Below are 23,979 nucleotides of genomic sequence, written 5' to 3'. Positions count from 1 at the left end.
TTTTTTTGTTTTAAGGCTGCCTGTCATCCGGGCCCCGATAACGGAGTGGAACAATGGTAACGATCCTTCGGGATGACGGAGCGGAAATCTACGAGACCCGAGGTGGCATCACCGTCACCCGGCAGCGGCGGGCGATCCCCTATGGCGATGCGGTCTCGTCCTATGTCGACAAACTCGACGAGCGCCGCGGCGCCGTCTTCTCGTCGAATTACGAATATCCGGGCCGCTACACCCGTTGGGACACCGCCATCGTCGATCCGCCGCTGGGGGTCTCCTGCCATGGCCGCGACGTTTGGATCGAGGCTTACAACGAGCGCGGCGAGGTGATCCTCTCCTTTATCGCCGAGCGGCTGAAGGCGAATTCCGACCTCGTGCTTGGGGCTTCGACGACCCGTCGCGTCGAGCTTACGGTGAAGACGCCGGAACGCGCTTTTACCGAAGAAGAGCGCTCGAAGATTCCAACCGTCTTCACCGTGCTGCGCGCCATCACCGACCTCTTTTATTCGCAGGCGGATGCCAACCTCGGGTTCTACGGTGCCTTTGGCTACGATCTCGCCTTCCAGTTCGATGCGATCAACCTGAAGCTGACGCGCCCGTCGGACCAGCGCGATATGGTGCTTTATCTGCCGGACGAAATTCTCGTCGTCGACAACTACTCGGCCAAGGCCTGGATTGCCCGTTACGATTTTGAAAAGGACGGACTGTCGACAGAGGGCAAGGCCGGCGACATTCCGGCCGAGCCATTCCAGCGCACCGACGCCATTCCGCCGAAGAGCGATCATCGCCCGGGGGAATATGCCGACCTCGTCGTCAAGGCGAAGGAGAGCTTCCGCAAGGGTGACCTTTTCGAGGTGGTGCCTGGGCAGAAGTTCATGGAGCGGTGCGACAGCAAGCCGTCGGACATTTCCAAGCGGTTGAAGGCGATCAATCCGTCGCCCTATTCCTTCTTCATCAATCTTGGGAAGCAGGAATATCTGGTCGGCGCCTCGCCTGAGATGTTCGTACGCGTCTCCGGTCGCCGCATCGAGACCTGCCCGATCTCGGGCACGATCAAGCGCGGCGACGATCCGATCGCCGACAGCGAGCAGATCCTGAAGCTCCTGAACTCCAAGAAGGATGAATCCGAGCTGACGATGTGCTCGGACGTCGACCGCAACGACAAGAGCCGCGTTTGCGAGCCGGGTTCGGTGAAGGTCATCGGTCGCCGCCAGATCGAGATGTATTCGCGATTGATCCACACCGTCGATCATATTGAGGGCCGACTGCGCGACGACATGGATGCCTTTGACGGCTTCCTCAGCCACGCCTGGGCGGTGACTGTCACCGGCGCGCCGAAGCTCTGGGCGATGCGCTTCATCGAAAGCCACGAGAAGAGCCCGCGCGCCTGGTATGGCGGCGCGATCGGCATGGTCGGCTTCAACGGCGACATGAACACCGGTCTGACGCTGCGTACGGTTCGCATCAAGGACGGGATCGCCGAAGTGCGGGCAGGGGCGACCTTGCTCAACGATTCCGATCCGAACGAAGAAGAAGCCGAAACCGAACTGAAGGCCTCCGCCATGCTTTCCGCCATCCGCGATGCCAAGGCCGGTAATTCCAGCAAGGTTAGCCGCGACGTCGCTGCCGTCGGCAAGGGCGTCAAGATCCTGCTCGTCGATCACGAAGACAGCTTCGTCCACACGCTCGCCAATTACTTCCGCCAGACGGGAGCGACGGTTTCGACCGTGCGCACTCCGGTGCCGGAAGAAATTTTCGACCGGTTGGATCCCGATCTCGTTGTACTCTCGCCGGGGCCGGGCAATCCGAAGGACTTCGATTGCAAGGCGACGATCAAGAAGGCGCGGGCGCGCAACCTACCGATTTTCGGCGTCTGCCTTGGCCTGCAGGCATTGGCGGAAGCCTATGGTGGCGAACTCAGGCATCTGGCGCTGCCGATGCACGGCAAGCCGTCGCGCATCCGCGTGTTGGAACCCGGCATCGTGTTTTCGGGTCTCGGCAAGGAAGTGACGGTCGGGCGCTATCACTCGATCTTTGCCGATCCCTCGACGCTGCCGCGTGACTTCATCATCACCGCGGAAAGCGAAGACGGCACGATCATGGGTATCGAGCACGAGAAGGAACCGATCGCCGCGGTGCAGTTCCACCCTGAATCGATCATGACGCTTGGCGGCGATGCCGGTATGCGGATGATCGAAAACGTCGTCGCGCATTTGTCCCGCAAGGCAAAGACCAAGGCCGCGTGAGCGCGACAGCACTCGGGATTTTCTGAGCTGGCAATTTCTGAATTGGGAGATGTGCTTTCCTCTGGTCGAGGAAAGCACATTCGGTCGACGCTCCCAGAGGTCAGTGCCCATGGCGTTACGCGGTTGACTTCTGACGTCAAATCAGAACATTTCAAGAACGATAATGAGGATATCATCGTGGCCAATGCTGAGAAGTTTATCGTCCTCCCGTACCGCAAGAACCGCGGCAACCTCGTGCCAGGCGAGATGCGCCAGGCATCGAACGCGGTCAGCGCGGAAAAGATTGCGACCTCGATGGCCCTGCGCTTCGTCGGTGTTGCGGCCTATGCCGTTATGGTCGACGAGGAGACCGGTGATATGTCGTCGCCGCGGCTGCTTGCCCGGCACGGTGAAATTGCCGACCTCAATTCCTGATTAAAGCGCAATGGAAACCGCGCTCTATCTGCCGGTCAAAGCCTTCCTGGAGGCAGCGGGCTATGTCGTGAAGGGCGAGATCGGCGGATGCGATCTCGTCGGCCTGAGCGAGGGAGAGCCGCCCGTCGTCGTGGTGTGTGAATTGAAGTTGAGTTTCAACCTCGAACTTGTGCTACAGGCGGTCGATCGAGCAGCGGTAAGCGATGAAGTGTGGATCGCCGCCCGCGTTTCCGCCAAGGGACGGGGGCGCGAGGCTGACAAGCGCTATCGCGATCTCTGCCGTCGGCTGGGGATCGGTATGCTCGGTGTCTCCGATGCCGGCGAGGTCAGTGTCATCGTCAGCTCAGTCTCGCCGATGCCGCGCACCAATCCGAAGCGTCGGTCGCGGCTTGTTAGAGAGCATCGGCGTCGGCGCGGTGATCCGGCAGTCGGCGGCGGCTCGCGCGCCCCTGTCATGACCGCCTACCGACAGCGGGCTCTGCTCTGCGCCGCTGCGCTACAGCAAGGGCTGGTGCGGCCCCGCGACATGAAAGCGCTCGCGCCGGATGCGGGCAACATCCTGCTTGGCAATGTCTATGGCTGGTTCGAGCGCCAGGAGAAGGGCGTCTATGCATTGACGCCAGCTGGCGAGGCCGCCCTGCTTCGCTGGCCGCAAACAATCAGCATCGCTGTTGAAAGCAGCTGCATTTCGGTGTCTTTAGGCGCCGTGGGCTCGGCAGAGAGCTCCTGACGACCTTGTCAACTCTGCTCAACTGATCTGGATCGATGTCCACCGCGGAGCTACGCGCTCTCCAGATATGTTGGGTCGGCCTTCGGTAACGCAACCTTTATCGCTAACGCATGGTCAAGCCTCCGTGATGCCCTAGCTTAGCCGTCGTGCGATGCTCGCTGGGCCCGCAGCGGGTCCGGCCGAGAAATTGAGGCTCGACGATGGTTACTTTCACGCTCAATGGACAGACGACAACTTTCGACGGTGATCCGGACACTCCGCTACTTTGGGTCATTCGCGATTTCGAGAAACTGACAGGCACGAAGTACGGCTGCGGCGTGGCCCAATGCGGTGCATGTACCGTTCACATGGACGGCTTTACGCGCCGCTCCTGCATCACGCCGATTTCCGCGGCGGAAGGCTCCGACATCGTTACCGTCGAAGGGGTCGAAGGCAAGGAAGCCGAGGCCGTGAGGGCTGCCTGGATCGCCATCGACGTGCCGCAATGTGGATATTGTCAATCTGGCCAGATCATGTCGGCTGTCTCGCTCCTGCAGAATATTCCGAAGCCGACCGACGAGGACATCGACGGCGCGATGGCCGGAAACATCTGTCGGTGCGCCACCTACCACCGGATACGAGCGGCTATCCACAACGCCGCCGCTTCGATGGAGGGCTGAGCCATGACGATCCAAGCGATTTCAACTACGCGCCGAGCTTTCCTCGCCGGAAGCGGTGGTCTCGTGATCGGATTCACGCTGGTGCCGAAAATTGCCGCCTTTGCCGCCGAAAGCGGCGAGCAAGCTGGCGGACCGGACGAACTGATAGCGCTCAACACTTTCGTAAAAGTCGGAACCGACAATACGGTGACAGTCCTTTCGAAGCATATCGAGATGGGACAAGGGCCATTTACCGGGCTTGCCACGCTCGTTGCTGAAGAACTCGACGCAGACTGGGAACAGATGCGTGCCGTGCACTCGCCCGCCGATGACAAGATCTACGCCAACCTCGCCTTCGGGCTGCAGGGTACAGGCGGCTCGACATCGATCGCCAATTCCTACGAACAGTTCCGCAAGGCTGGAGCCACCGTACGCGCCATGCTTGTGGCGGCCGCTGCCGACGAATGGAGCGTTCCGGCAAGCGAGATTACCGTCGAGAAAGGCCGTGTGAAGCACGCCGGTTCTGGCAGGGAAAGCGGCTTCGGCGCGCTTTCCACGAAGGCCGCGACCATGAAGCCGCCCGTCGATGTCAAACTGAAGGACCCCGCGACATTCACGTTGATCGGGCAGGAATTACCAAAATTAGACACCGTTTCGAAGACCAATGGCAAAGCAATCTTCACGTTGGACATCGTGCCGGACAACTTGCTGGTCGCGGTGGTCGCTCACCCGGACCACTTCGGAGCAGCGGTCAAATCCTTCGACGACAGCGAAACGCGCAAGGTGAAGGGTGTCGTCGACGTCAAGCAATTGCCTCAAGGTGTTGCCGTCTATGCCGACAACACTTTCGCCGCATTGAAGGGGCGTTCGGTTCTGAAGGTCGATTGGGATCTTTCCAATGCGGAGACACGCTCCAGCGAACAGCTCGCTACCGATTATGCCAAAGCTCTGACGGACAAGGGTATCATTGCCGCAGACAAGGGCGATGTCGAGAAGGCCTTCGGCGAAAACGGGCTAAAGATTCTTGAAGCACAGATTGTTTTCCCTTTCCTGGCCCATGCACCGATGGAGCCGCTTGACGCCGTTTTCATCAAGGCCGCCGATGGCAGCCTCGATGTCTACAACGGGGCTCAGTTCCCCGGTATGGATCGGAATACGGCTGCAAAGGTCGTCGGTCTCGATCCATCAAAGGTTCGATTGAATACCCAAATCACCGGCGGAAGCTTCGGGCGTAAGGCTCAGTTCGGCTCACCTTATATGCAGGAAGCTGCGACGGTCTATGCGGCAACCGATCGCTCGCGACCCGTCAAGCACATGTGGACGCGCGAAGATGATATTCGCGGCGGCTACTACCGCCCGATGTATCTTCACAAGATGCGTGGCGCGATCAATGCGGATGGCCGCATCGTTGCCTGGGATCAGGCAATCGTCGGGCAATCGATCCTCGGTAAGGCCGATCTCGACAGCACTTCAGTCGAAGGTGCTTCCGAACTTCCCTATGACGTGCCGAACCTCAGAGTCGTCTCGCATAATGTGAAGCTTGCCGTGCCGCCGCTCTGGTGGCGTTCGGTCGGCCATACGCATACGGGCTTTGCGGTCGAGACCTTCCTTGACGAACTGTTTCAGATGGCGGGCAAGGATCCGGTCGAGGCGCGGCTTCAGCAACTGACGGAAGATCCGCGCTATGCCGGGGTTCTGAAGAAAGCGGCCGAACTTGCCGATTGGGGCGCCAAAGTGCCGGAAGGTCGGCAACGCGGTGTTGCGGTGGTCAAGAGCTTCGGTACCTATGTTGGTCAAGTGGTCGAGGTATCCGCCGGTGCTGACGGCGTGCCTCGGGTACATAAGGTCTGGTGCGCGGTCGATTGCGGCATTGCGATCAATCCGAATGTCATCAAGGCGCAGATGGAAGGCGGCATCGGCTATGGGCTCGGCGCTGTGCTGTTCGACGCGGTGACGCTCGGCAAGGGTGGTTCGATCATGCAGTCCAACTTCCACGACTATCGTTCGATCCGCATAAACGAAATGCCGCATGTGGAGGTGGCTATCATTAAATCCGGCGAGCGTCCCACCGGGGTCGGTGAGCCGGGTGTTCCGCCCGTCGGACCAGCAACGGCGAATGCCTGGAGGCGGCTGACCGGTTCACCGGTTCGTAGTCTCCCAATCGTCGCCGTAGCAACAAGCTGAGGGCGCGGAGATGAAAAGCAGATTGGCGATCGCCTGCATGGCAGGTGGCATGTCCCTTTTTGCGGCTCTGCCGGTTTCGCTCATGGCACTCGCGCAGGTGCCGGCTGAAAAGTCGACGCTTAAGCCGGCAGCTTCCTTCGCCGAGATTACCGATCAGAAGGCGCGGTCGGTCGCGCTCTTCCAGGAAGCCGGCAAGGTGATCGAGCATCCCCGGTGTCTGAATTGTCATCCGGCCGGCGACAGGCCGCTGCAAACGATGGCCATGCATCCGCACCAGCCGCCAGTCACGCGCGGCGAGGGCGGGATGGGTGTGCCTGGCATGATGTGCAACACATGCCATGGAGCCGATAATGCCACCATTGTTGGCCAATCGCCGACGCTCAAAAGCATTCCCGGCAATCCGTCCTGGCATCTTGCGCCGATCGAAATGGCCTGGGTCGGCAAGTCGCTTGGTGAGATATGCGAACAGATCAAGGACCCGAAGCGTAACGGCGGCAAGGATACGAACCAGCTCCTCGAGCACATGGCCCATGACAGCCTCGTCGGTTGGGGCTGGAATCCGGGCGAGGGACGTGAGGCGGCGCCCGGCACCCAAGCGGAGTTCGGCGATTTGATCAGGGCCTGGATTGAAACAGGCGCAGCGTGCCCCGCAAGTTGACGAGGCGCTTGTAACATCCGGCACTTAGCCGCCCAGAGTATTGCGGAAAGTCGGTCAACTTTTCGGTGGAGCGCGGGTTAGGATTTCGCATAGGCTGTTTGACAAAATAAGCATTTTGGCACATATCACCGGCCATTGGCCGCCTGCGCGATTTTCGCGTGGGCGGTTTTGCGTTTGAATGGCATGGTTTCTGCAATTCGTTCGCATCCGCACTGAAGATCGGCGCAGGGGTATCGATATGAACGAAAAAGGAAATCTCACGGTTCGGAGGCTGGCGCTCTGGGGGATCCCGATGTCGCTCGGCGTCATGGGTCTGAAGATGGTTGCATGGTGGGTGACCGGTTCGGTGGCGCTGCTGTCGGACGGACTGGAATCGACGGTGAACGTTGTCGCCGCCTTCATCGCATTCTTCGTTATCCGCTATGCCCAAAAACCGGCCGACCACGATCATCCCTTCGGTCATCATAAGGCGGAATACCTTTCGGCGGTTACCGAGGGCGTGCTGATCGTGGTCGCGGCGCTGTTGATCGTCAATGAGGCGATCGGTCATCTCGCCGAACCACGCATGCTGGATGCGCCGGCACTCGGTCTTGCCATCAACTTTGTGGCCGGCGTGATCAATGCGGTTTGGGCGCAGTTGCTGATCCGGACCGGGCGCAAGTACCGCTCGGCAGCGCTGACAGCGGACGGCCAGCACATCATGTCCGACGTCGTCACGTCCGTCGGAGTCCTCGTCGGTCTGCTGCTGGCGCTGGCCACCGGTTACGCGATCTTCGACCCCGTGCTCGCGATCCTGGTCGCCATCAACATTCTCTATCAGGGCTGGAAGGTCATCTCGCATTCGATTGGCGGGTTGATGGATCAGGCCGTCACACTCGAAGAGGAAGAGGCGATCAAGCAGGCCATTGCCACCCACGCTGCAGGCTCAATCGGGGTTCACGATCTGAAGACCAGGCGCGCGGGCGCCGTCACCTTCGTCGATTTCCATCTTGTCGTGCCCGCCGCCATGTCTGTAAGGCAGGCGCACGATATCTGCGATCGCCTTGAAGATGCCATCCGTACCGTGCATCCGGGCTCCAGCATCGCCATTCACGTGGAACCCGAAGGCGAAAAGGCCCACGGCATTCGCGTCAAAGTCATCAAGGAGGCTTGAATGCCCACAACAGACGTATCCAACCTGTCCATGCTGGGCAGCCAGACGGAATCACCCAAGTCACCCGAGGAAGCGGTGCTGGAGAAGGTGCCCGCGAGCCACGTCGGCACCGACTATGTCGTCCGCTTCACGGCGCCGGAGTTCACGTCGCTTTGCCCGATGACCGGTCAGCCGGATTTCGCCCATATCGTCATCGACTACATCCCGGACGAATGGTTGGTGGAATCGAAGTCGCTGAAACTTTTTCTGCATGCGTTCCGCAACCATGGTGCCTTCCACGAGGATTGCTCGGTCTATATCGCCAAGCGGCTGGTCGAGTTGCTCGATCCGAAGTGGCTGAGGATCGGCGCTTACTGGTATCCGCGCGGGGGCATTCCGATCGACGTCTTCTGGCAGACCGGCAAGCCGCCCGAGGGCGTGTGGCTGCCGGATCAGGGCGTTGCGACCTACCGCGGCCGCGGCTAGCGGCTATGGGGCAGCGGGCAGTGACTAGGCGGAAGCCGTCGCTGCCAGCTCGGCATCGGACACAAAGCTCGCCCGGTCGATCTGCAGCGGGCGCTTTTCGCCGCCGAGCCAGCCTCTGACAAGATTTCTCGCCTTGATGCCTTCAAGCCAGAGCCGCAACAGATTTTTGCGCAGCCTGCTTTGCGGCGTGAAAGCCCGGTCTATCGATTTGCGCACAAACGCCGACCTGTCGGCGCTACCGTCGAGGAATTGCATCTGGACGACGGGTGCCGGCTCGATCTGGTATGCCTTCAGCCATGCGCGATGCCAGAAATAGGCGTCGATGAGGGCGTAGTTCTTGGTGTCTTCCAGCATTTTCGCAGCCGCACGCGGACCGATGATATAGGCGGCGGTGCCGACGCGGTTCTGAAACACCCGCGTCGCGCGATGGATGCCATCAGTCCAAACAGGTGACCTTGCAAGGATATGTGGGCGAGGCGCGAATTCCAGATCGTAGACCCGGTCCCAGTTGTCGCCGCTGCCTTTGATGCTCCTGATCGCGTCAGTAAAGTTCTCGGATAATACCGCGTCGTCTTCGAGGATCAGTGTTCGTTCGTTTCGTTCGATGATGACTTTCCAAGCCATCCTGTGCGAGGTGAAGCAGGCGACATCCTCGCGCAGTGTCGGGCTCGGCCAGGTGTTTGCTGCCTTCTGGCACTCTTCGACGGACAGGTCGCGTGCTTCGAACGCGTCCAGAAACTCGAAATCCAGTCCCAGCTTTTGCATTTGCCGCGATTGAAACTCTCGTCTTTTTTCCTCGGCTTTCCGACTGATAATGAGGATCTTCACCGCTGCTCCGCCTGATAGATCATATCGCCGGACCTTATTCGTCCGCTGCCGGCTTATCAATCGATCTCCAGCCGTGCCCACCGAAACCTTGGCGGGCATCGAACACGCAATCTTATCGCAGACGATACGTGAACGGATCTCACGGTTTCCGGACACTAAGTTCGCGGCGGGCGCGTGTGGTCAAGCGTTGAAGCTGTCGTCATTGCCGAAATCGGACTGATCGTCTTCAGCAACGTCATCGTTGGTGTCGTAGCTGGCTTGCTGCAGACCAGCAGCGTTGTTGTCATCGTTGCTGTTGTTGTTCGTGCTGTCAGCTGCCTGCTGTTTGTCGCCGTCGTTATTGAAATAGTTGTTGATGACGGTCTCTTCGGTCGGCGTGTTGCTGAAGGGATTGCTGCCGGCGAGCGGCGAGCCCCAGCCAAGTGACGATGCGTGGCTGCCGAAAATCCCGCTCAGCGAATTGGCAAGCAACATGCCGCCGGCGACACCGGCTGCGGTTCCGAGCGCGCCTTGCAAGAAGCTGCCACCAGCGGAGGGGCCGGCCGCCGGTGAGTTCCATGGTCCGGTAGGCTGCTGTATTGCGCGAGGCGTGGCATCGAACCCGCGGTCCTGCTGGATTTGCTGCCGCGAGGTGCTTCCCCAAGGACCCGAGGAAGGCGTCGGAGATGCCGGCTGCTGCGGCGTCTGGCTGCTGCCGAAGATCGAACTGAGGAAACCGCCGCCCTGTTCTGCCTTGTGGTATTCGCTTTGGTCGGCCTCGAGCACACGAACGCGCTCTTCCAGTTGCCTGATATGATTGGCTGCCGCTTCTAGCCCCTTTTCCTGCACGATCACGGCCTGTGCGAGATAGTAGGCGGCGTAGGGTTGCTCACGCGTTGCCTGATCAATCAACGCTTCAGCGTCATGGTCACGCGGGGTTGCCGAGGCGGTGCGGACCCGGTCGAAAAGGGCCGTCAACAATTGGCGTTCTTCGGGGGACATGGCCGGTCTCCTTGTTGCTCACGATCGTTCGCTAAGGGATGACGTAGGTATGGATTTCGACTTTTCAAAGCCACGCCAAGTTACATTGCGGTAATCTGGCTTGGCTGCCTAACCATATCTTCACCCGTTCCGTGGCTTGTCTTTTTCCCGCATTGTTTTACGCATGGAGTCGCACTATGTGCGGTGAACCGAATTGGACGTAAGAGAGGTTCGAATGTACGAAGAAGAAGAACAGGACGACAAGACGAAGGAACTGCCGCTCGGCAAGGAAACGGAGGCGAACCTTTTCAAGTCGCGTTCGATCTTCATCTACGGGCCGATCACACAGGAACTCGCGCAGAAGGTCTGCACGCAGCTTGTGGCGCTCGCGGCCGCCAATGACGACGATATTCGCATCTACGTCAATTCACCCGGCGGCCATGTCGAGTCCGGTGATTCGATCCACGACATGATCAAGTTCATCAAGCCGAAGGTTTGGATGATCGGGACCGGCTGGGTCGCCTCGGCCGGCGCGCTGATCTATGTCGCGGCGCCGAAGGAGCAGCGCATTTGCTTGCCGAACACGCGCTTCCTTCTCCACCAGCCGTCCGGTGGCACGCGCGGCATGGCATCCGACATCGAAATCCAGGCTCGCGAGATCATCAAGATGAACGAGCGCCTGAACAAGATTATGTCGGATGCAACGGGGCAGCCTTACGAGAAGATCGCTGCCGATACCGATCGCGACTACTGGCTGTCTGCCGAAGAAGCCAAGGCCTACGGCCTCGTTTCGCGCATCGTAACGTCGCAGTCCGAAATCTGATCTTGAGCTATGAGAAGCGCCCTTGCTTGCCGTAAGGCGGGCGAGGGCGCTTTTTTGCCGTCTAAGTGATAGCGGTGATGCGGTTTGACTGAGCGAGCCGCGGGTCAAGTAGGTAGCGAGCCTGGGCTGATGCAGAACCATATCGGCTCTTTCTGCCCTTGCCTCGCCGCATTCCCTCGTGCTCCATGCGGACTTTCCGCTGCTCGAGCTCCGCCATGCTTAAAGACTTTTCCATTCAGAGCCTGTTCATGGGCATCCTCACCACCTTCGTGGGATTTGCCAGTTCCTTTGCGGTTGTGCTGCACGGCCTGCAGAGTGTCGGCGCGACGGATGCGCAGGCGGCGTCGGGCCTCATGGCTTTGTCGATCGCGCTGGGACTTTGTGCGATCGTGCTCAGCACCGTGACGCGCCTGCCGATCAGTATCGCCTGGTCCACCCCGGGTGGCGCCTTGTTGGCAAGTACCGGCGTTGTCGAGGGTGGGTTCAATGCCGCGGTCGGCGCGTTTCTCATCTGCGCGGTGCTGATTGTCATTGCCGGCCTGTTCAAGCCGCTTGGTCGTGCGGTTGCGGCGATCCCCGCGCCGCTGGCCAACGCGATGCTCGCTGGTGTGCTGATCGGTCTGTGCTTTGCCCCTGTCAGGGCGATCGGTTTCAACCCGCTGCTTGGCTTGCCCATCGTGCTGGCATGGATCGTCGTCGGCGCATTCAAGAGGCTCTGGGCGGTGCCGGCGGCTCTTGCAGCCTTCGTGTTCGTGGTTGCCTTCGGCGTGGACATTCCCGATGGAGCGATCGGTTCGCTGGAACAAGCGCTGCGGCCGCCGGTCGAGTTCGTTATGCCTGTCTTCAATCTGCCGGCTTTCGTCTCCATCGCCCTGCCACTTTTCATCGTGACCATGGCCTCGCAGAACATTCCCGGCATCGCGGTCCTGAAGGTGAACGGCTATGCGCCGAAGCCTGGGCCGCTGTTTTCGGTGACTGGCCTGTTCTCGATCCTCGCGGCGCCGTTCGGCGGTCATGCAGTGAATCTCGCCGCGATCACGGCGGCGATGTGCGCCGGTCAGGATGCGCATCCCGATCCGGCGCGGCGCTATTGGGCCGTTCTCGTCTCGGGCATCTCCTATGTCATTCTTGGGTTGCTCGCGGGTGCGGTGACAACCTTCGTGGCTTTAGCGCCGCCGATCCTGATCCAGGCGGTAGCGGGTCTGGCACTGGTCGGCGCATTTTCGAGTTCTGCCATGTCGGCTTTCCAGGCACCGGAGTCGCGGGAGGCTGCGGCCATCACCTTTCTGGTGACGGCATCGGGCGTGTCGTTCGCCGGTATCTCCGGTGCCTTCTGGGGATTGCTTGCCGGCGGTTTGATGCTGGCGCTGTCGCGTTTTGTGCAAGCGGCGAAAAAATAGACGGAGGGATTGCCAGTTTTTTGTACCCCGGTTATACACGCTGCCATGAAGAACACGGGCATTGTCATTTCTGAGCAGGTTGCTCGCGGGCGCATCGCGCTCCGTAACAACACGCGCGCTCTTACCTCGCTTCTTCTCCTCGGCCTTACGCGCGGTTGCCGGGTCCGTTGAGGAGCGCCCGGCGGCCGAAAGCCCGCCCAGGCCATCGCTCCTCGTGACCACTCCCGAAACTGATCAAGCGGATGCATCGGCACCGGATTCGTCATCGCCAAGCCAGACCCGATACGCTATGACGCGGCTGGCCAGATGACGGGAAGAGGAAGAGAAGACATGGACACGAACACCCGCTCCCAAACCAAAGGCATGCCCGAGGCGGCGATCAAGTATCGCGCCTATCCGCAGGTGAACATCCCTGACCGCACGTGGCCGTCCAAGACGCTGACCAAAGCCCCGGTCTGGTGCTCAGTAGACCTGCGCGACGGCAACCAGGCGTTGGTCGACCCGATGGGCCACGATCGCAAGGCCCGCATGTTCCAGTTGCTGCTCGACATGGGCTTCAAGGAAATCGAGATCGGCTTCCCGTCCGCATCGCAGACCGACTTCGATTTCGCGCGCTGGTGCGTCGAGCAGGGCAACGTGCCTGACGATGTCTCGCTGCAGGTGCTGGTGCAGTGCCGTCCGGAACTGATCACCCGCACGTTCGAAGCGCTGGAAGGCGCGAATCGTCCGATCGTCCACTTCTACAACTCCACCAGCGAACTGCAGCGTCGCGTCGTGTTCGCCAAGGATGTCCAGGGCATCAAGCAGATCGCCGTCGATGCGGCGAAGATGATCTCCGACATGGCGGCGAAGGCCGGCGGCGGCTACCGTTTCGAATACTCCCCGGAAAGCTTCACCGGCACCGAACTCGACGTGGCGCTGGACATCTGTAATGCCGTTATCGAGGTGATGAAGCCGACGCCCGACAACAAGCTGATCATCAACCTGCCGTCGACAGTCGAGATGGCGACGCCGAACGTCTATGCCGACCAGATCGAGTGGATGTGCCGCAATCTCGACAACCGCGAGAACCTGATCATCTCGCTGCACCCGCACAATGACCGAGGCACCGGCATCGCCGCCGCCGAACTGGCGCTGCTCGCGGGCGCTGACCGCGTCGAAGGCACGCTGTTCGGCAACGGCGAGCGCACCGGCAACGTCGACGTTGTGACAATGGCGCTGAACATGTTCACGCAGGGTGTCGATCCTGAGATCGACTGCTCAAACATCGTGCGCATGAAGGAAGTCTTCGAATATTCCAACCAGATGCCGATCGGCGAGCGCCACCCCTATGTCGGCGAACTGGTCTATACGGCGTTCTCCGGTTCGCACCAGGACGCGATCAACAAGGGCATGAAGGCGATCAAGGTTGCCAATCACCCGGTCTGGGAAGTGCCTTACCTGCCGATCGACCCGCAGGACGTCGGTCGCTCCTACGAGGCGATCATCCGTATCAACTCGCAGTCGGGCAAGGGCGGTATCGCTTACATCCTGCAGCAGGATTACGGGCTGAACCTGCCGCGTAACCTGCAGGTCGAGTTCCGCGAAGACATTCAGCGGATCACCGACGAAGAGGGCAAGGAGTTGCCGTCGAAACGGATCTACGACCGTTTCATTGAGCGCTATGTGACGCAGCCGGAAGGCCGCATCAAGTTCGTCGACCACCACACCTATGCCGATCCCGAGCACAAGGGGCAGCGCATCGTTGCGGCCGAGATCACCGATAACGGTGAGACGAAGCGTATCGAGGGCAGGGGCAACGGCCCGGTCGATGGCTTCATAAACGCGCTCTCGCACTATCTCGGCATCGACATGTCGGTCGAGGACTATTCGGAGCATTCGCTGCAGCATGGCTCGAATGCTGCCGCGATCTCCTACGTCGAGACGTCCTATCCTGATGGAAAGCTCTTCGGCGCCGGCATCAGCACCAACATCGTAGGCGCTTCTCTCGAAGCAATTGTGTCTGCAGCGAACCGCGTGCTTGACGTTAAGGCCGGCAAGGCCTGACGCGATCTGTGCAGCGGAGTGTTCCGCTGCACATTCTCGTAAATAGTTTGGAAAAATTGGGCGGCGTCCTTAGGTCGGCCGCTCCGTTGCAGTTCGTCCGGGGATCAGATGGATGTCGCAACCTGCATGGCGAGTTGGTCGAGTGACGCTTCCGACGACGGGCCGACGAGCACATAGGATGTGCCGGCATTATGCCAGGAGACCACGCCAATCTCATCCTTGATTGTTTCCCTGAAGTCGTCGGCCTCCGAGGGCAAGTTGTCCTTGCGGAAGCAGATCGAGGCGAGGTCGCCATCCGAACTCGTGTAGACGAGCTGACCGACCGGCCGGCCGTCGCCGATAAAGACGCGTGCACCCTGGAAGGTCCAGCCCTGGTCTGAAAGGTCGGGGACTCGGAACGCAACGCCCACTGTCGACGTCAGCCAGGTGGAAATTTCTTCCGCCTGCGTCGAGGGAACCTCGACAATATGGCGCGGCTGGCGTGCGACAAGCCGCTGGTTGGCGATAACGTCGATCAACCATTCGCCGGAATCCGGAGCGGCTTCGATGGTTGTTGAGGCGCCCGACTTCATCGCGCCAGTGCTGCCGGCGGCGAAAAAGCCGATGCCACAGCCGGCGATGAAGAGGATGACGGCTGCCGCCAGAGCCTGTGGCCCCGTCGGCGCAAGCTTGAACGAGGGCCGTGAAATGTGCGGTGCGACTGGCGCCTTTGGCGGCTGTGCACTCTTGATCGACCGAACAAGGGCGAGAGGAACCGGTTCCTTGAGAACGTCGTCGAGGCGGTGCTTTCCGAAGTCGGCGCCGTGTCGCAGCTTGTCGTAAAGCCGCTTGGCGCCTTCGTCGGTGGCCAGGCGCTGCTCGAGTTCGTGCTTCTGTTCGGCCGTCGTCTCGCCATCCAGCAGGGCGGCTAGCTGAGCATCGAGCGGCAGTTTTTTGAAATCGAGCAATTCAGTACCTGTGAGGATAATTGTCAGCGACGCTGGCGAAATGGAGTCTTGCCGCGGCCAGCTGGGATACGACGATGTTGATGGTGACACCCATGATGTCGGCTGCCTGCTGATAGCTATGACCTTCGACGACAACCAGCAAAAAGGCGCTGGATGTGCCTTCGGGCATGTCGGCGATCATGCGGTGGATGACATCGGGATCGACGAGGGAAGTGCGATCGCGGTTCGCTTCCCGGATATCAGTGACATTGCTCCTGGAAGCGGGATGCGGCTTGCGTCGGCGATGGTCGTCGCTCCAATGCTGGCGGGCGAGGGCGTATACCCAACTTTCCAGACGGCCTTCGCCATTCCATTGATTGCCCTTTGCAATGGCGCGCTCGCACGCCACCTGCGCGAGTTCGTCCGCACTCGCTGCGTCACCGGCAAGGGTCATCGCGAAACGCCGTAGCCGAGGCAGAAGGCCCACCAGGTCGCGTCTGAGATCGATGGTCGTCACGGGTTGACGCATGGTCTTTCCAGGTAGTGCATGAGTGCTCAGGGAGAGCGCCCAGCAGGAGATCGATTTTATATCGCTTCTGTGTCCTTTATGAAACAAGTAGCTGATGCTTCGCAAGCATCCGGCAGCGTATCCCACGGGTTCTCAAAGCTTTTCTTCGTCAGCAGTGTGGCGGCCACCTCAGTAGGTACGGTAGCCGTTCAATGCCAGTAGCAGCGAGCGATAGGCCCAGGTTTGCTCACCACCTCGATCTCGGATCTCGACGAGCTGGACGCGCGCTCCCTGCAGGTCACCCTGTTCCACCAAAGCTTGTCCCATGTATGACCGTGCGAGAATATAATTCTCGTCCGCCTGCAACGCCTTGCGATAGTACGACATCCCTAGTTCCATTCTGCCCGCCTTGCGGTTGGCATAGCCGAGATAGTTCAGGATGCGCGGATCGTTCTGGTTATTGGCCAGCCGAAGCACGGTCAGGGCGTTGTCGTACTGACCGGCATAGGCGAATTCGCGCGCTGCTTTGTAGAGATCATCGTCGTTGAACGAATTCTTTTTCGGGACCACGCATTCCTTGCGCTTCGCATCCCAGACCTTGCCATCAGCACATTTTGTCGTCGTTTCGGTCTTTGGCGGCGGCTTGGTTTCGTCGCTCTCATCACCGATGGCAAAGGCGGATGAAGAGGCGGCGATGATGAGCGAAGCGGCTAGCGCCACGCCGCGAAGACTGGGGGACGCCATAGGCATGCAATGACTCCGTGAATTGGTGCTGCAGAGACAACAAGTTTACGTGGCAATCGCCACTTGCCAAGTCCTCGGATGCCTTCTGAAATTCAAGATATCGTCATCTTCATTTTCTTAATCAATTTGCCGATGCGATGATTCCGAAAGCAGTGCTAACCTCTGAAAATATCGACACTTTCGCTGCAAACGCTGTCGCCCATGGAGTTGATGCTGAAGCGCTCTCCTGTGAGTTCCCATGCGCCCGGAGAGCCGTCGATCGAGAACAGATTGTAGGCGGCTCGGGGTTTCAATCCTCCCGGCCCCTGCGATGCGGAGGCGATGCCGACCACCGGAACGGGACCAGTCTGGCCGCGCAGCCAGTGAAGCGTATTCAAATGGGTATGGCCGTGGAGCACCAATTCGGCGCCGCCGGTGGAGATCACGGCGCCAAAGCGGCGGATGCCGATCATTCGCTTGTGGAAGGAGGTCGCGCCGCGGATCGGCGGGTGGTGGATCATCACTACTCGAAACAAGCCCGCCTCGCCGGCCGCGCGCAGCATGTTCACGGTGTCACGCGCCTGTCGCTCGCCGAAGAAGCCGCTGGCCGCAAAAGGGGGCGTTGCCACGGCTGTCGAGCAGCCGACAATGGCGACCTTGCCGCGAACGCGGAGGTAAGGAAAGACGTGGCGGTCTTCCTGCCATTCGGGCGGGGCGAGGTCCCCGCGCACATTGTCATACCATGCGCGCACCGATTTTTCGTAGGCGCCAGGGACGTAGGCATCGTGGTTTCCGGGCACGACGGAATTGTCTGCGGGATCGCCGAGTTCCTTCAGCCATGCGGCGGCGGCCCGGATTTCCAGCCCGCTCGCGAGATTCACGAGATCGCCGGTAACCGCCAGATGATCGGCCTGCTTCGTGCGGATGTCCTCGAGCAATACATCCAGCGTGCTGCCGAAAAGGTGCTTGCGCCTGTTGCGATGCCAGTTCACAAAGCCGGTGATGCGTTTGGAGAAGAGCTCGCGCACCGAAAGGCGAGGGAGTGGGCCGAGATGGATATCGGAGATGTGCGCGAGTTTGAACATGCGACGACACATAGCCCAGTAAGTTTGCAATTCAAACACATCTGCTTGAACGGATTAAGGGAATTGGAAAGAGCGTGACCGGAACCATTCGCCCTTGGCAGTCCCGTGTGCTGATGCGCATCGTCCACGTATATTTCGCGGTCGCGCGTGGAATGACGATGGGCGTGCGGGCAGCGTGCTTCGATTCGGCTGGGCGGGTCTTTCTCGTGCGGCACAGCTATGTGCCCGGCTGGCACATGCCGGGCGGCGGGCTCGAGCGCAATGAAACTGCCGAGGAAGCGTTGATCAAAGAACTCCGCGAGGAAGGGAATTTGCGTATTCTCGGACGGCCGCAGCTGTTTCACGTTTATTTCAACAAGGCGGCGAGCCGACGCGACCATGTCCTCTTTTACAAGACGCAGGTAGAGCAAACCGCACCCCGTCCGCCGGATCGCGAAATCGTCGAGTGCGGCTTCTTCGCCATTGATGACCTGCCAGCAGATACCACTGAGGCAACACGCCGCCGGCTGGCGGAACTCGCGGGCGAGCGGGAGCTTGCCCACATGTGGTAGACCAGCGCTAGGCTGCAGCCAATCGCGCCCGACCATGCGGGCGATCGAGATCGAGCAGCGGGCCGACAGGCACGATGCCGGTCGGATTGATAGTCTTGTGGCTGCGGTAATAGTGGTCCTTGATGTGACGGAAGTTGACCGTCTCCTTGACGCCGGGCGTCTGGTAGAGATCGCACAGATAAGCCGACAAATTAGGATAGTCGTCGATGCGGCGGATGTTGCACTTGAAGTGACCGACATAGACGGCATCGAAACGAACCAGCGTCGTGAAGAGCCGCCAGTCGGCCTCGGTCAGCCGATCGCCGAAGAGATAACGACCCTTGCCAAGACGGTGTTCAAGCATATCGAGTGTTTCGAAAAGCTTTACTACATTCTCTCCGTAGGCTTCCTGGGTCGTGGCAAAGCCGGCCTTATAGACACCGTTGTTGACAGTGTCATAGACGACGGAATTGAGCTCATCGATATCGGCGCGCAGGTCTTGCGGATAAAAATCAGCAGTCGAGCCGGTCAAATGATCAAAGGCGCTGTTGAACATCCGGATGATTTCGGACGACTCGTTGTTGACGATCGTGTTGGTCTTCTTGTCCCACAAGACAGGCACGGTGACGCGGCCGGAATAATGTGGGTCGGCCTTCACATAGACTTCCCACAGCGTCTTGGAACCGAAGAGATGATCGCCCGTTGCACCGTCGCCGACCTTGAACTCCCAGCCGTTCGACAACATTAGCGGATCGACGACCGAAACGCTGATAAGATCCTGGAGCTTCTTGAGCTTGCGGAAGATGAGCGTGCGATGCGCCCAAGGGCAGGCAAGCGAAACATAGAGATGGTAACGGCCAGCCTCAGCTTTGAAGCCACCCGTACCGGACGGTCCGGCTGCGCCGTCGGCGGTAATCCAGTTGCGAAACTGGGAAGCGGCGCGCTTGAAGTGCCCCTTGGTTTCTTTCGTATCGTACCAGACGTCATGCCAAACGCCATCAACCAGCATGCCCATATTGTGATCCTTCAATTTTTCCTTGGCCCAGACATATCGCAGGTCCGACGCATTTGCAGGGCGGTAAAGATTGAACAGTGCGTCACGCAGCGTTGCCTTGCGCTAAATTTCCATTGGACGACCGAAATTTTTCCTGCTATCGGCCATTTCACACTTCAGGAACCCGATTTGATGTTTGCACCGAGAAACCTGCGACGACGCTGATGCTCCCGAACGCCGAAGGGCGTGCTCGAGATCCATCAATTCTGTCTACCCGGTTTCCGTCTCATCATGCACAAGCACGATCTGGTCTACCTCACTGAGGATGCGTCGCACGACGCTGCCATCGAACACATCAACGAAGAAGCATTCGGTCCCGGGCGGCATACCCGGGCCGCCGCGCGGATTCGCGAGCAAGGGCCGCACGACCTTTCGCTCTCCTTCATTTGCGCCGACGACGGCGAAACGATTGCATCAGTGCGCATGACGCCCGTCCTGGCGGGCTCGGTCAATGCGCACCTGCTGGGGCCACTGGCCGTGCGACCGTCCCACAAGGGTCGCGGTATCGGGCGGGAACTGGTTCGGATCGCCATTGATGCCGCGCGCCGCAAGGGATCGGAGGCGGTCATCCTCATCGGCGATCCTCCCTACTACTGCCCGCTCGGTTTCGAGAGAGTTGCTCATAACGCACTGGCATTTCCCGGCCCCGTCGATCCGGCCCGCGTATTGGTCGTACCACTCGCCGAGGATGCGCATATCAGGCTCAAGGGAACTATTGGCTGGCGAAAATAGGTCGCGTGCGGTATTGAGCCTTATGCCTGAAGCGCGCTTTGCGTGATCTTTCAGTGGCTTGAAGGGCTAGAGCATGAGCGGCATTTCCATGGACGAGGCGCTGGATCGCGCCGGCACCGGGGCGTTCCAGCGACGCCTGATCGGTATATTCGGTCTTGTGTGGGCGGCGGATGCCATGCAGGTGCTTGCTGTTGGCTTCACCGCAGCTTCTATCGCTGCCACTTTCGGCCTGACCGTTCCGCAAGCCCTGCAGACTGGTACACTATTCTTTCTCGGCATGCTTATCGGAGCCGTCGCCTTCGGGCGGCTTGCCGACAGGGTCGGACGCCGCCAAGTGCTGATCGTGACGGTCGCCTGCGATGCGCTTTTCGGCATTCTTTCTATCTTCGCTCCCAGCTTTGTCGCTCTGCTTGCATTGCGATTCCTCACCGGCATGGCGGTTGGCGGCACGCTGCCGGTGGACTACGCGATGATGGCCGAATTCCTGCCCGCCAAGAGCCGTGGCCGCTGGTTGGTTGCGCTCGAGGGTTTCTGGGCAATCGGAACCCTGATCGTCGCACTGGCCGCCTGGGCTGCGAGCGTTGCCGGAGTGACCGACCCCTGGCGTTATATTTTCGCGGTCACGGCTGTGCCGGCTTTGGTGGGTCTTACGCTGCGCTTCTTTGTTCCTGAATCACCACTTTACCTGTTACGGACCGGACGGACGGCCGAGGCGAAGGTGATCGTCAACAGGATGCTGGCTGTGAATCAGAAAGCGCCCCTGCCGTCGGACGACGAAATCGTCGCAACGCCACATGCAGCGGAAGGCATATTCTCCGACGAGCTGCGCCGCCGCAGCCTGTTGATCCTGGCGATCTGGTTCCTGGTTTCAGTATCCTACTACGGCGTCTTCACGTGGATGCCGGCGAAGCTGGCGGGCGATGGGTTCGGCTTCGTGCGCGGATACGGCTTCCTGGTGTTCGTTGCACTTGCGCAGGTGCCAGGTTATGCGCTTGCCGCCTATGGGGTCGAGGCCTGGGGCCGAAAGCCGACATTGATCGGGTTCTGCTTGCTGTCGGCGCTCGGGTGCTTGCTCTTTGTCGTTTCTCCAAGCGATATGCTTGTCGGCGCGTCGCTGCTGGTCATGAGCTTTGCGCTGCTCGGAACCTGGGGAGCACTCTACGCCTATACGCCGGAACTCTACCCCACCGCATCGCGAGCGACGGGCATGGGATCAGCAGGGGCGATGGCGCGCCTCGGTGGTTTGCTTGCGCCTTCCCTGATGGCATACGTCGTTTCAGGCGGATTGGGCTTGGCCATCGGCCTGTTCGCGGGCCTGTTGGTCGTGGCAGCAATAGCTACGACGGCAATCGATACGGAAACGCGGCTGGCTGCGCTCAGCTAACTTCGGCCAGCACCTTGCGCAGAAATGTGCGCGTTCGGCCTTTTGGAAACTCAGGCAATTCGCCGAATATCTCGTAACCTTGCTGTTGGTATGCCCGTAGCGCTTGCGGATTGAAGGTATCGATCCAGGCACCGTGGCAGCCGCGTGCGATTGCCTCCTCTTCGGCCAGGGCAAGGATCTTGCCTGCCATGCCCTTACCGCGTTCGTTGTCGGGAATGTACAGCAACTGGGTGAAAAGCCAGCCCCAGGCTGTATAGCCCGAGAGCCCACCGGAGACGTTGCCGTCGGTATCGCGGATGAGAACCGCAAGCGGCTGGCGCTCGGCAGGCCCGACGTCATGGACGTTGAAGGCCGAGAGTGCGTCGCCGATCGTCGTGAGATCATCGGCTGCGGGCGAGCCCGTTAGCTCAAATTCGGCCATGCCGCTAACGCCCTTCGCGCCACCACATGGCGCCGAAGGCAAGGAGCAGGATGCCGACGCCGGCAAAACCGGCAAACAGCGGCAGGGTGTTGATGCCCTTCAGCACCGTTTCATTCGTGAGGTGGATCTGCAGACGATCGTTGTCGGCAACGCGGATCTGGCCACGAACCGGCAAGATCGGCGGGATGCTGATCGCGCCGTCATTGTTGGAAACACGGGTGACGAGGCCTTTCGACTTGTCGGCAATGGGCTTCAATGCATCGGTCGTCGAGATCATCGCCTTGAATTCCGGAGCATCGACCGCGCCGACATGAACGAGCGTCGTCATTTCGCCGTTCCTGATTTCGAAGAGGCCGATCTCGTCCATCTTCTTTTCCGCCTTGAAGAGACCAGGCTCGGCTTGCGTCAGCGGCAGTGTTTCCGTCTTGCCCGAGGGGTAGCGGACCGTCGCATCGCCAGGGTTTCCCCCGATCGTCTGCCGCGTAATCTCCAGCGTGCGGCCGGCTGCCCGTGCAGTCAGCGCCTCTTCCTCAAGGGCTGGTTCCTTCATGAGCCAATGCGCGACGCGGCGATAGAGCGACACGTGCGGGCCACCGCCTTCAAAGCCGCGCGCCCAGAGCCAGCCCTGATCGGAGAGCAGCATCGCGACGCGTCCCTGTCCGGCGCGATTGAGAACGAGCAGCGGATGGTTGTCCGCGCCGACCATTACGGTCTGGCCCTGCGGCTGTTCGACATCGACGCTGCGGAACCAGCGGCCCCAATGCGGCGGCTCGTCTGCTGATCCATCGAGACCGCGGGTGACCGGGTGTTTGCGGCCTTCCTCCGAGAGCCTAGGATAGAAAGCCTTTTCGATCATCTGGCCGGTCGGCGCGGCCGGCAGCACAGACGACAGCGGCGTCAGCGCAATCGAATCCTGGCCGGCATGTTCAGGGCCGGCGGCGATCAGCAAGGCGCCACCGTTTTCCACATATTGGGCGATGTAGTCGTAATAGAGGATCGGCAGGACGCCACGATGCTGGTAGCGGTCGAAGATGATCAGGTCGAAGTCCTTGATCTTGTCGACAAACAGCTCGCGGGTCGGGAAGGCAATCAGCGATAGTTCGTTGATCGGCGTGCCGTCCTGCTTTTCCGGCGGACGCAGGATGGTGAAGTGCACCAAATCCACCGAGGCATCCGACTTAAGGAGGTTGCGCCAAGCGCGCTCGCCGGCGTGCGGCTCGCCGGAGACCAACAGAACGCGCAGGTTCTCGCGAATGCCGTCAATCACATGGACGGCGCGGTTGTTCGCCTCGGTAACCTCACCGGGAAGGCCGGCAACCGAAAATTCGAGGACGTTGCTGCCGCCGCGCTCGACCTTGAACGAAAAAGGCGTGTCGCGGCCGGGTGTTGCCTGGAGCGTGGCGATCTCATTGCCGTTAAGCTTCACCGTGACGTCAGCGGTTCCACCGGGGCTCGGGCCATCGTCGAAGACGCGCAGCAGCAATTGCTGCTCCTCGTTGACGATGCCGAAGCGTGGTGCCTTGACGACCTCGATGCGGCGATCGAATTCGTTGGCCTTGCCGGTGATCAGTCCGTGGATCGGCGCGTCGAAGCCGAGCGCCTGGTTGACGCCGGGGACATCGTGGACTTCGCCATCCGTCAGCATGATCGCGCCGCCGATGCGGGCGGGCGGTACATCCGCGACGGCCGCAGACAGTGCATTGAACAGCCGCGTCGATGGCGCGTCGGAGTCTTCTGGTTCGGTCGCGTCGACGTAGCGCGGTTCGACATTGGGGAAGCGGGCGAGGCGCTCCTTCAACTGCGCCAAAGCATCGTCGGTCATCTTGATGCGTTCGGGCGTCTGCTGGCTCTGGCTGCGATCGACGATGACCGGCACGACGGTCGACAGTTGTTCGCGATCCTCCTGCAGCAACAGCGGATTGGCGAGGGCGGCCAGCAAAGCGACGGCGGCGATCGAGCGAACCCAGGCGCCGCGCACGCGGCGCCAAATGGCAAAGCCTGCGGTCACCAGGACAATGATCGCCAGACCCGCCAGGAGCGGCCAAGGAATGAAGGGCGAAAAATCAATCGTCAT

General features: G+C 60.3%; 23 protein-coding genes. 14 read left to right on the top strand and 9 right to left on the bottom strand.

The annotated features are described in order from the left end of the window. Window positions 1-53: 53 nt before the first annotated feature. From RGCCGE502_RS13625 to queF, 8 genes are all read left to right on the top strand, one after another. Window positions 54-2,243 carry an anthranilate synthase gene (locus RGCCGE502_RS13625; protein ID WP_016554749.1) on the top strand — a complete coding sequence of 730 codons (2,190 nt, stop codon included), beginning with the start codon at window positions 54-56 and terminating at the stop codon, window positions 2,241-2,243. 177 nt (window positions 2,244-2,420) lie between these two features. Beyond that, entirely contained in the window at window positions 2,421-2,657 is a 237-nt protein-coding gene (locus tag RGCCGE502_RS13620; RefSeq protein ID WP_016554748.1) for a hypothetical protein, read from the top strand. A gap of 10 nt (window positions 2,658-2,667) precedes the next feature. After that, the gene (locus RGCCGE502_RS13615; protein ID WP_016554747.1) at window positions 2,668-3,387 is read left to right on the top strand and encodes a DUF2161 domain-containing phosphodiesterase; all 720 of its coding nucleotides are present in this window, start codon (window positions 2,668-2,670) and stop codon (window positions 3,385-3,387) included. Between the two features lie 200 nt (window positions 3,388-3,587). After that, window positions 3,588-4,046, top strand: a complete 459-nt coding sequence (locus tag RGCCGE502_RS13610; RefSeq protein ID WP_016554746.1) for a (2Fe-2S)-binding protein — start codon at window positions 3,588-3,590, stop codon at window positions 4,044-4,046. 3 nt (window positions 4,047-4,049) lie between these two features. After that, on the top strand, window positions 4,050-6,209 hold the full coding sequence (locus RGCCGE502_RS13605; RefSeq protein ID WP_016554745.1) for a xanthine dehydrogenase family protein molybdopterin-binding subunit: 2,160 nt from the start codon (window positions 4,050-4,052) through the stop codon (window positions 6,207-6,209). Between the two features lie 10 nt (window positions 6,210-6,219). Further along, window positions 6,220-6,867 carry a hypothetical protein gene (locus RGCCGE502_RS13600; protein ID WP_040674520.1) on the top strand — a complete coding sequence of 216 codons (648 nt, stop codon included), beginning with the start codon at window positions 6,220-6,222 and terminating at the stop codon, window positions 6,865-6,867. A 238-nt stretch (window positions 6,868-7,105) separates the two neighbouring features. Beyond that, window positions 7,106-8,020, top strand: a complete 915-nt coding sequence (gene emfA, locus RGCCGE502_RS13595; RefSeq protein ID WP_016554743.1) for a CDF family cation efflux transporter EmfA — start codon at window positions 7,106-7,108, stop codon at window positions 8,018-8,020. Continuing rightward, entirely contained in the window at window positions 8,021-8,485 is a 465-nt protein-coding gene (gene queF / locus RGCCGE502_RS13590) for a preQ(1) synthase (RefSeq protein ID WP_016554742.1), read from the top strand. Between the two features lie 24 nt (window positions 8,486-8,509). On the opposite strand, the gene RGCCGE502_RS13585 is transcribed toward queF, so the two are convergent. Together RGCCGE502_RS13585 and RGCCGE502_RS13580 are read right to left on the bottom strand one after the other, a co-directional pair. Then, complete coding sequence (locus RGCCGE502_RS13585; RefSeq protein WP_040674518.1) at window positions 8,510-9,313, bottom strand: glycosyltransferase family 25 protein; 804 nt, start codon at window positions 9,311-9,313, stop codon at window positions 8,510-8,512. A gap of 180 nt (window positions 9,314-9,493) precedes the next feature. Continuing rightward, window positions 9,494-10,294: a DUF2076 domain-containing protein gene (locus tag RGCCGE502_RS13580; protein WP_016554740.1), complete on the bottom strand. Its 801-nt coding sequence runs from the start codon at window positions 10,292-10,294 to the stop codon at window positions 9,494-9,496. A gap of 214 nt (window positions 10,295-10,508) precedes the next feature. On the opposite strand from RGCCGE502_RS13580, the gene RGCCGE502_RS13575 reads away from it, so the two are divergent. From RGCCGE502_RS13575 to leuA, 3 genes are all read left to right on the top strand, one after another. Then, window positions 10,509-11,096, top strand: a complete 588-nt coding sequence (locus tag RGCCGE502_RS13575) for an ATP-dependent Clp protease proteolytic subunit (protein ID WP_016554739.1) — start codon at window positions 10,509-10,511, stop codon at window positions 11,094-11,096. Window positions 11,097-11,311: 215 nt separating this feature from the next. Then, the gene (locus RGCCGE502_RS13570; protein WP_016554738.1) at window positions 11,312-12,496 is read left to right on the top strand and encodes a benzoate/H(+) symporter BenE family transporter; all 1,185 of its coding nucleotides are present in this window, start codon (window positions 11,312-11,314) and stop codon (window positions 12,494-12,496) included. A 330-nt stretch (window positions 12,497-12,826) separates the two neighbouring features. After that, a complete protein-coding gene (gene leuA, locus RGCCGE502_RS13565) occupies window positions 12,827-14,542 on the top strand; it encodes a 2-isopropylmalate synthase (protein ID WP_016554737.1) in 1,716 nt (571 codons plus the stop codon). Window positions 14,543-14,646: 104 nt separating this feature from the next. On the opposite strand, the gene RGCCGE502_RS13560 is transcribed toward leuA, so the two are convergent. From RGCCGE502_RS13560 to RGCCGE502_RS13545, 4 genes are all read right to left on the bottom strand, one after another. Beyond that, window positions 14,647-15,489 carry an anti-sigma factor family protein gene (locus RGCCGE502_RS13560; protein ID WP_016554736.1) on the bottom strand — a complete coding sequence of 281 codons (843 nt, stop codon included), beginning with the start codon at window positions 15,487-15,489 and terminating at the stop codon, window positions 14,647-14,649. 1 nt (window position 15,490) lies between these two features. Beyond that, the gene (locus tag RGCCGE502_RS13555) at window positions 15,491-15,997 is read right to left on the bottom strand and encodes an RNA polymerase sigma factor (protein WP_016554735.1); all 507 of its coding nucleotides are present in this window, start codon (window positions 15,995-15,997) and stop codon (window positions 15,491-15,493) included. Between the two features lie 168 nt (window positions 15,998-16,165). Continuing rightward, window positions 16,166-16,726: a tetratricopeptide repeat protein gene (locus RGCCGE502_RS13550; protein ID WP_040674516.1), complete on the bottom strand. Its 561-nt coding sequence runs from the start codon at window positions 16,724-16,726 to the stop codon at window positions 16,166-16,168. A gap of 149 nt (window positions 16,727-16,875) precedes the next feature. Further along, window positions 16,876-17,784 (bottom strand): metallophosphoesterase family protein, encoded by a 909-nt coding sequence (locus tag RGCCGE502_RS13545; RefSeq protein WP_016554733.1) that lies wholly within the window; start codon window positions 17,782-17,784, stop codon window positions 16,876-16,878. 113 nt (window positions 17,785-17,897) lie between these two features. On the opposite strand from RGCCGE502_RS13545, the gene RGCCGE502_RS13540 reads away from it, so the two are divergent. Next, the gene (locus RGCCGE502_RS13540; RefSeq protein WP_051158680.1) at window positions 17,898-18,335 is read left to right on the top strand and encodes an NUDIX domain-containing protein; all 438 of its coding nucleotides are present in this window, start codon (window positions 17,898-17,900) and stop codon (window positions 18,333-18,335) included. Window positions 18,336-18,342: 7 nt separating this feature from the next. Here RGCCGE502_RS13540 and RGCCGE502_RS13535 read toward each other — a convergent pair whose 3' ends face one another. Then, window positions 18,343-19,329 carry a glutathione S-transferase family protein gene (locus RGCCGE502_RS13535; protein WP_016554731.1) on the bottom strand — a complete coding sequence of 329 codons (987 nt, stop codon included), beginning with the start codon at window positions 19,327-19,329 and terminating at the stop codon, window positions 18,343-18,345. Between the two features lie 270 nt (window positions 19,330-19,599). Between RGCCGE502_RS13535 and RGCCGE502_RS13530 the strand changes: the two genes are divergently transcribed. Both RGCCGE502_RS13530 and RGCCGE502_RS13525 read left to right on the top strand, forming a co-directional pair. After that, window positions 19,600-20,100 (top strand): GNAT family N-acetyltransferase, encoded by a 501-nt coding sequence (locus RGCCGE502_RS13530; RefSeq protein ID WP_019279940.1) that lies wholly within the window; start codon window positions 19,600-19,602, stop codon window positions 20,098-20,100. 73 nt (window positions 20,101-20,173) lie between these two features. After that, complete coding sequence (locus RGCCGE502_RS13525; protein ID WP_016554729.1) at window positions 20,174-21,484, top strand: MFS transporter; 1,311 nt, start codon at window positions 20,174-20,176, stop codon at window positions 21,482-21,484. On the opposite strand, the gene RGCCGE502_RS13520 is transcribed toward RGCCGE502_RS13525, so the two are convergent. Both RGCCGE502_RS13520 and RGCCGE502_RS13515 read right to left on the bottom strand, forming a co-directional pair. Beyond that, entirely contained in the window at window positions 21,477-21,905 is a 429-nt protein-coding gene (locus tag RGCCGE502_RS13520) for a GNAT family N-acetyltransferase (RefSeq protein ID WP_016554728.1), read from the bottom strand. The two genes, RGCCGE502_RS13525 and RGCCGE502_RS13520, sit on opposite strands and share 8 nt — an antisense overlap. A gap of 4 nt (window positions 21,906-21,909) precedes the next feature. After that, window positions 21,910-23,979, bottom strand: coding sequence for a hypothetical protein (locus tag RGCCGE502_RS13515; RefSeq protein ID WP_016554727.1), 2,070 nt, complete (start codon window positions 23,977-23,979; stop codon window positions 21,910-21,912).

The sequence above is a fragment of the Rhizobium grahamii CCGE 502 genome (assembly GCF_000298315.2).
GTDB lineage: Bacteria > Pseudomonadota > Alphaproteobacteria > Rhizobiales > Rhizobiaceae > Rhizobium > Rhizobium grahamii.
This window is presented reverse-complemented; position numbering and strand designations above follow the sequence as displayed.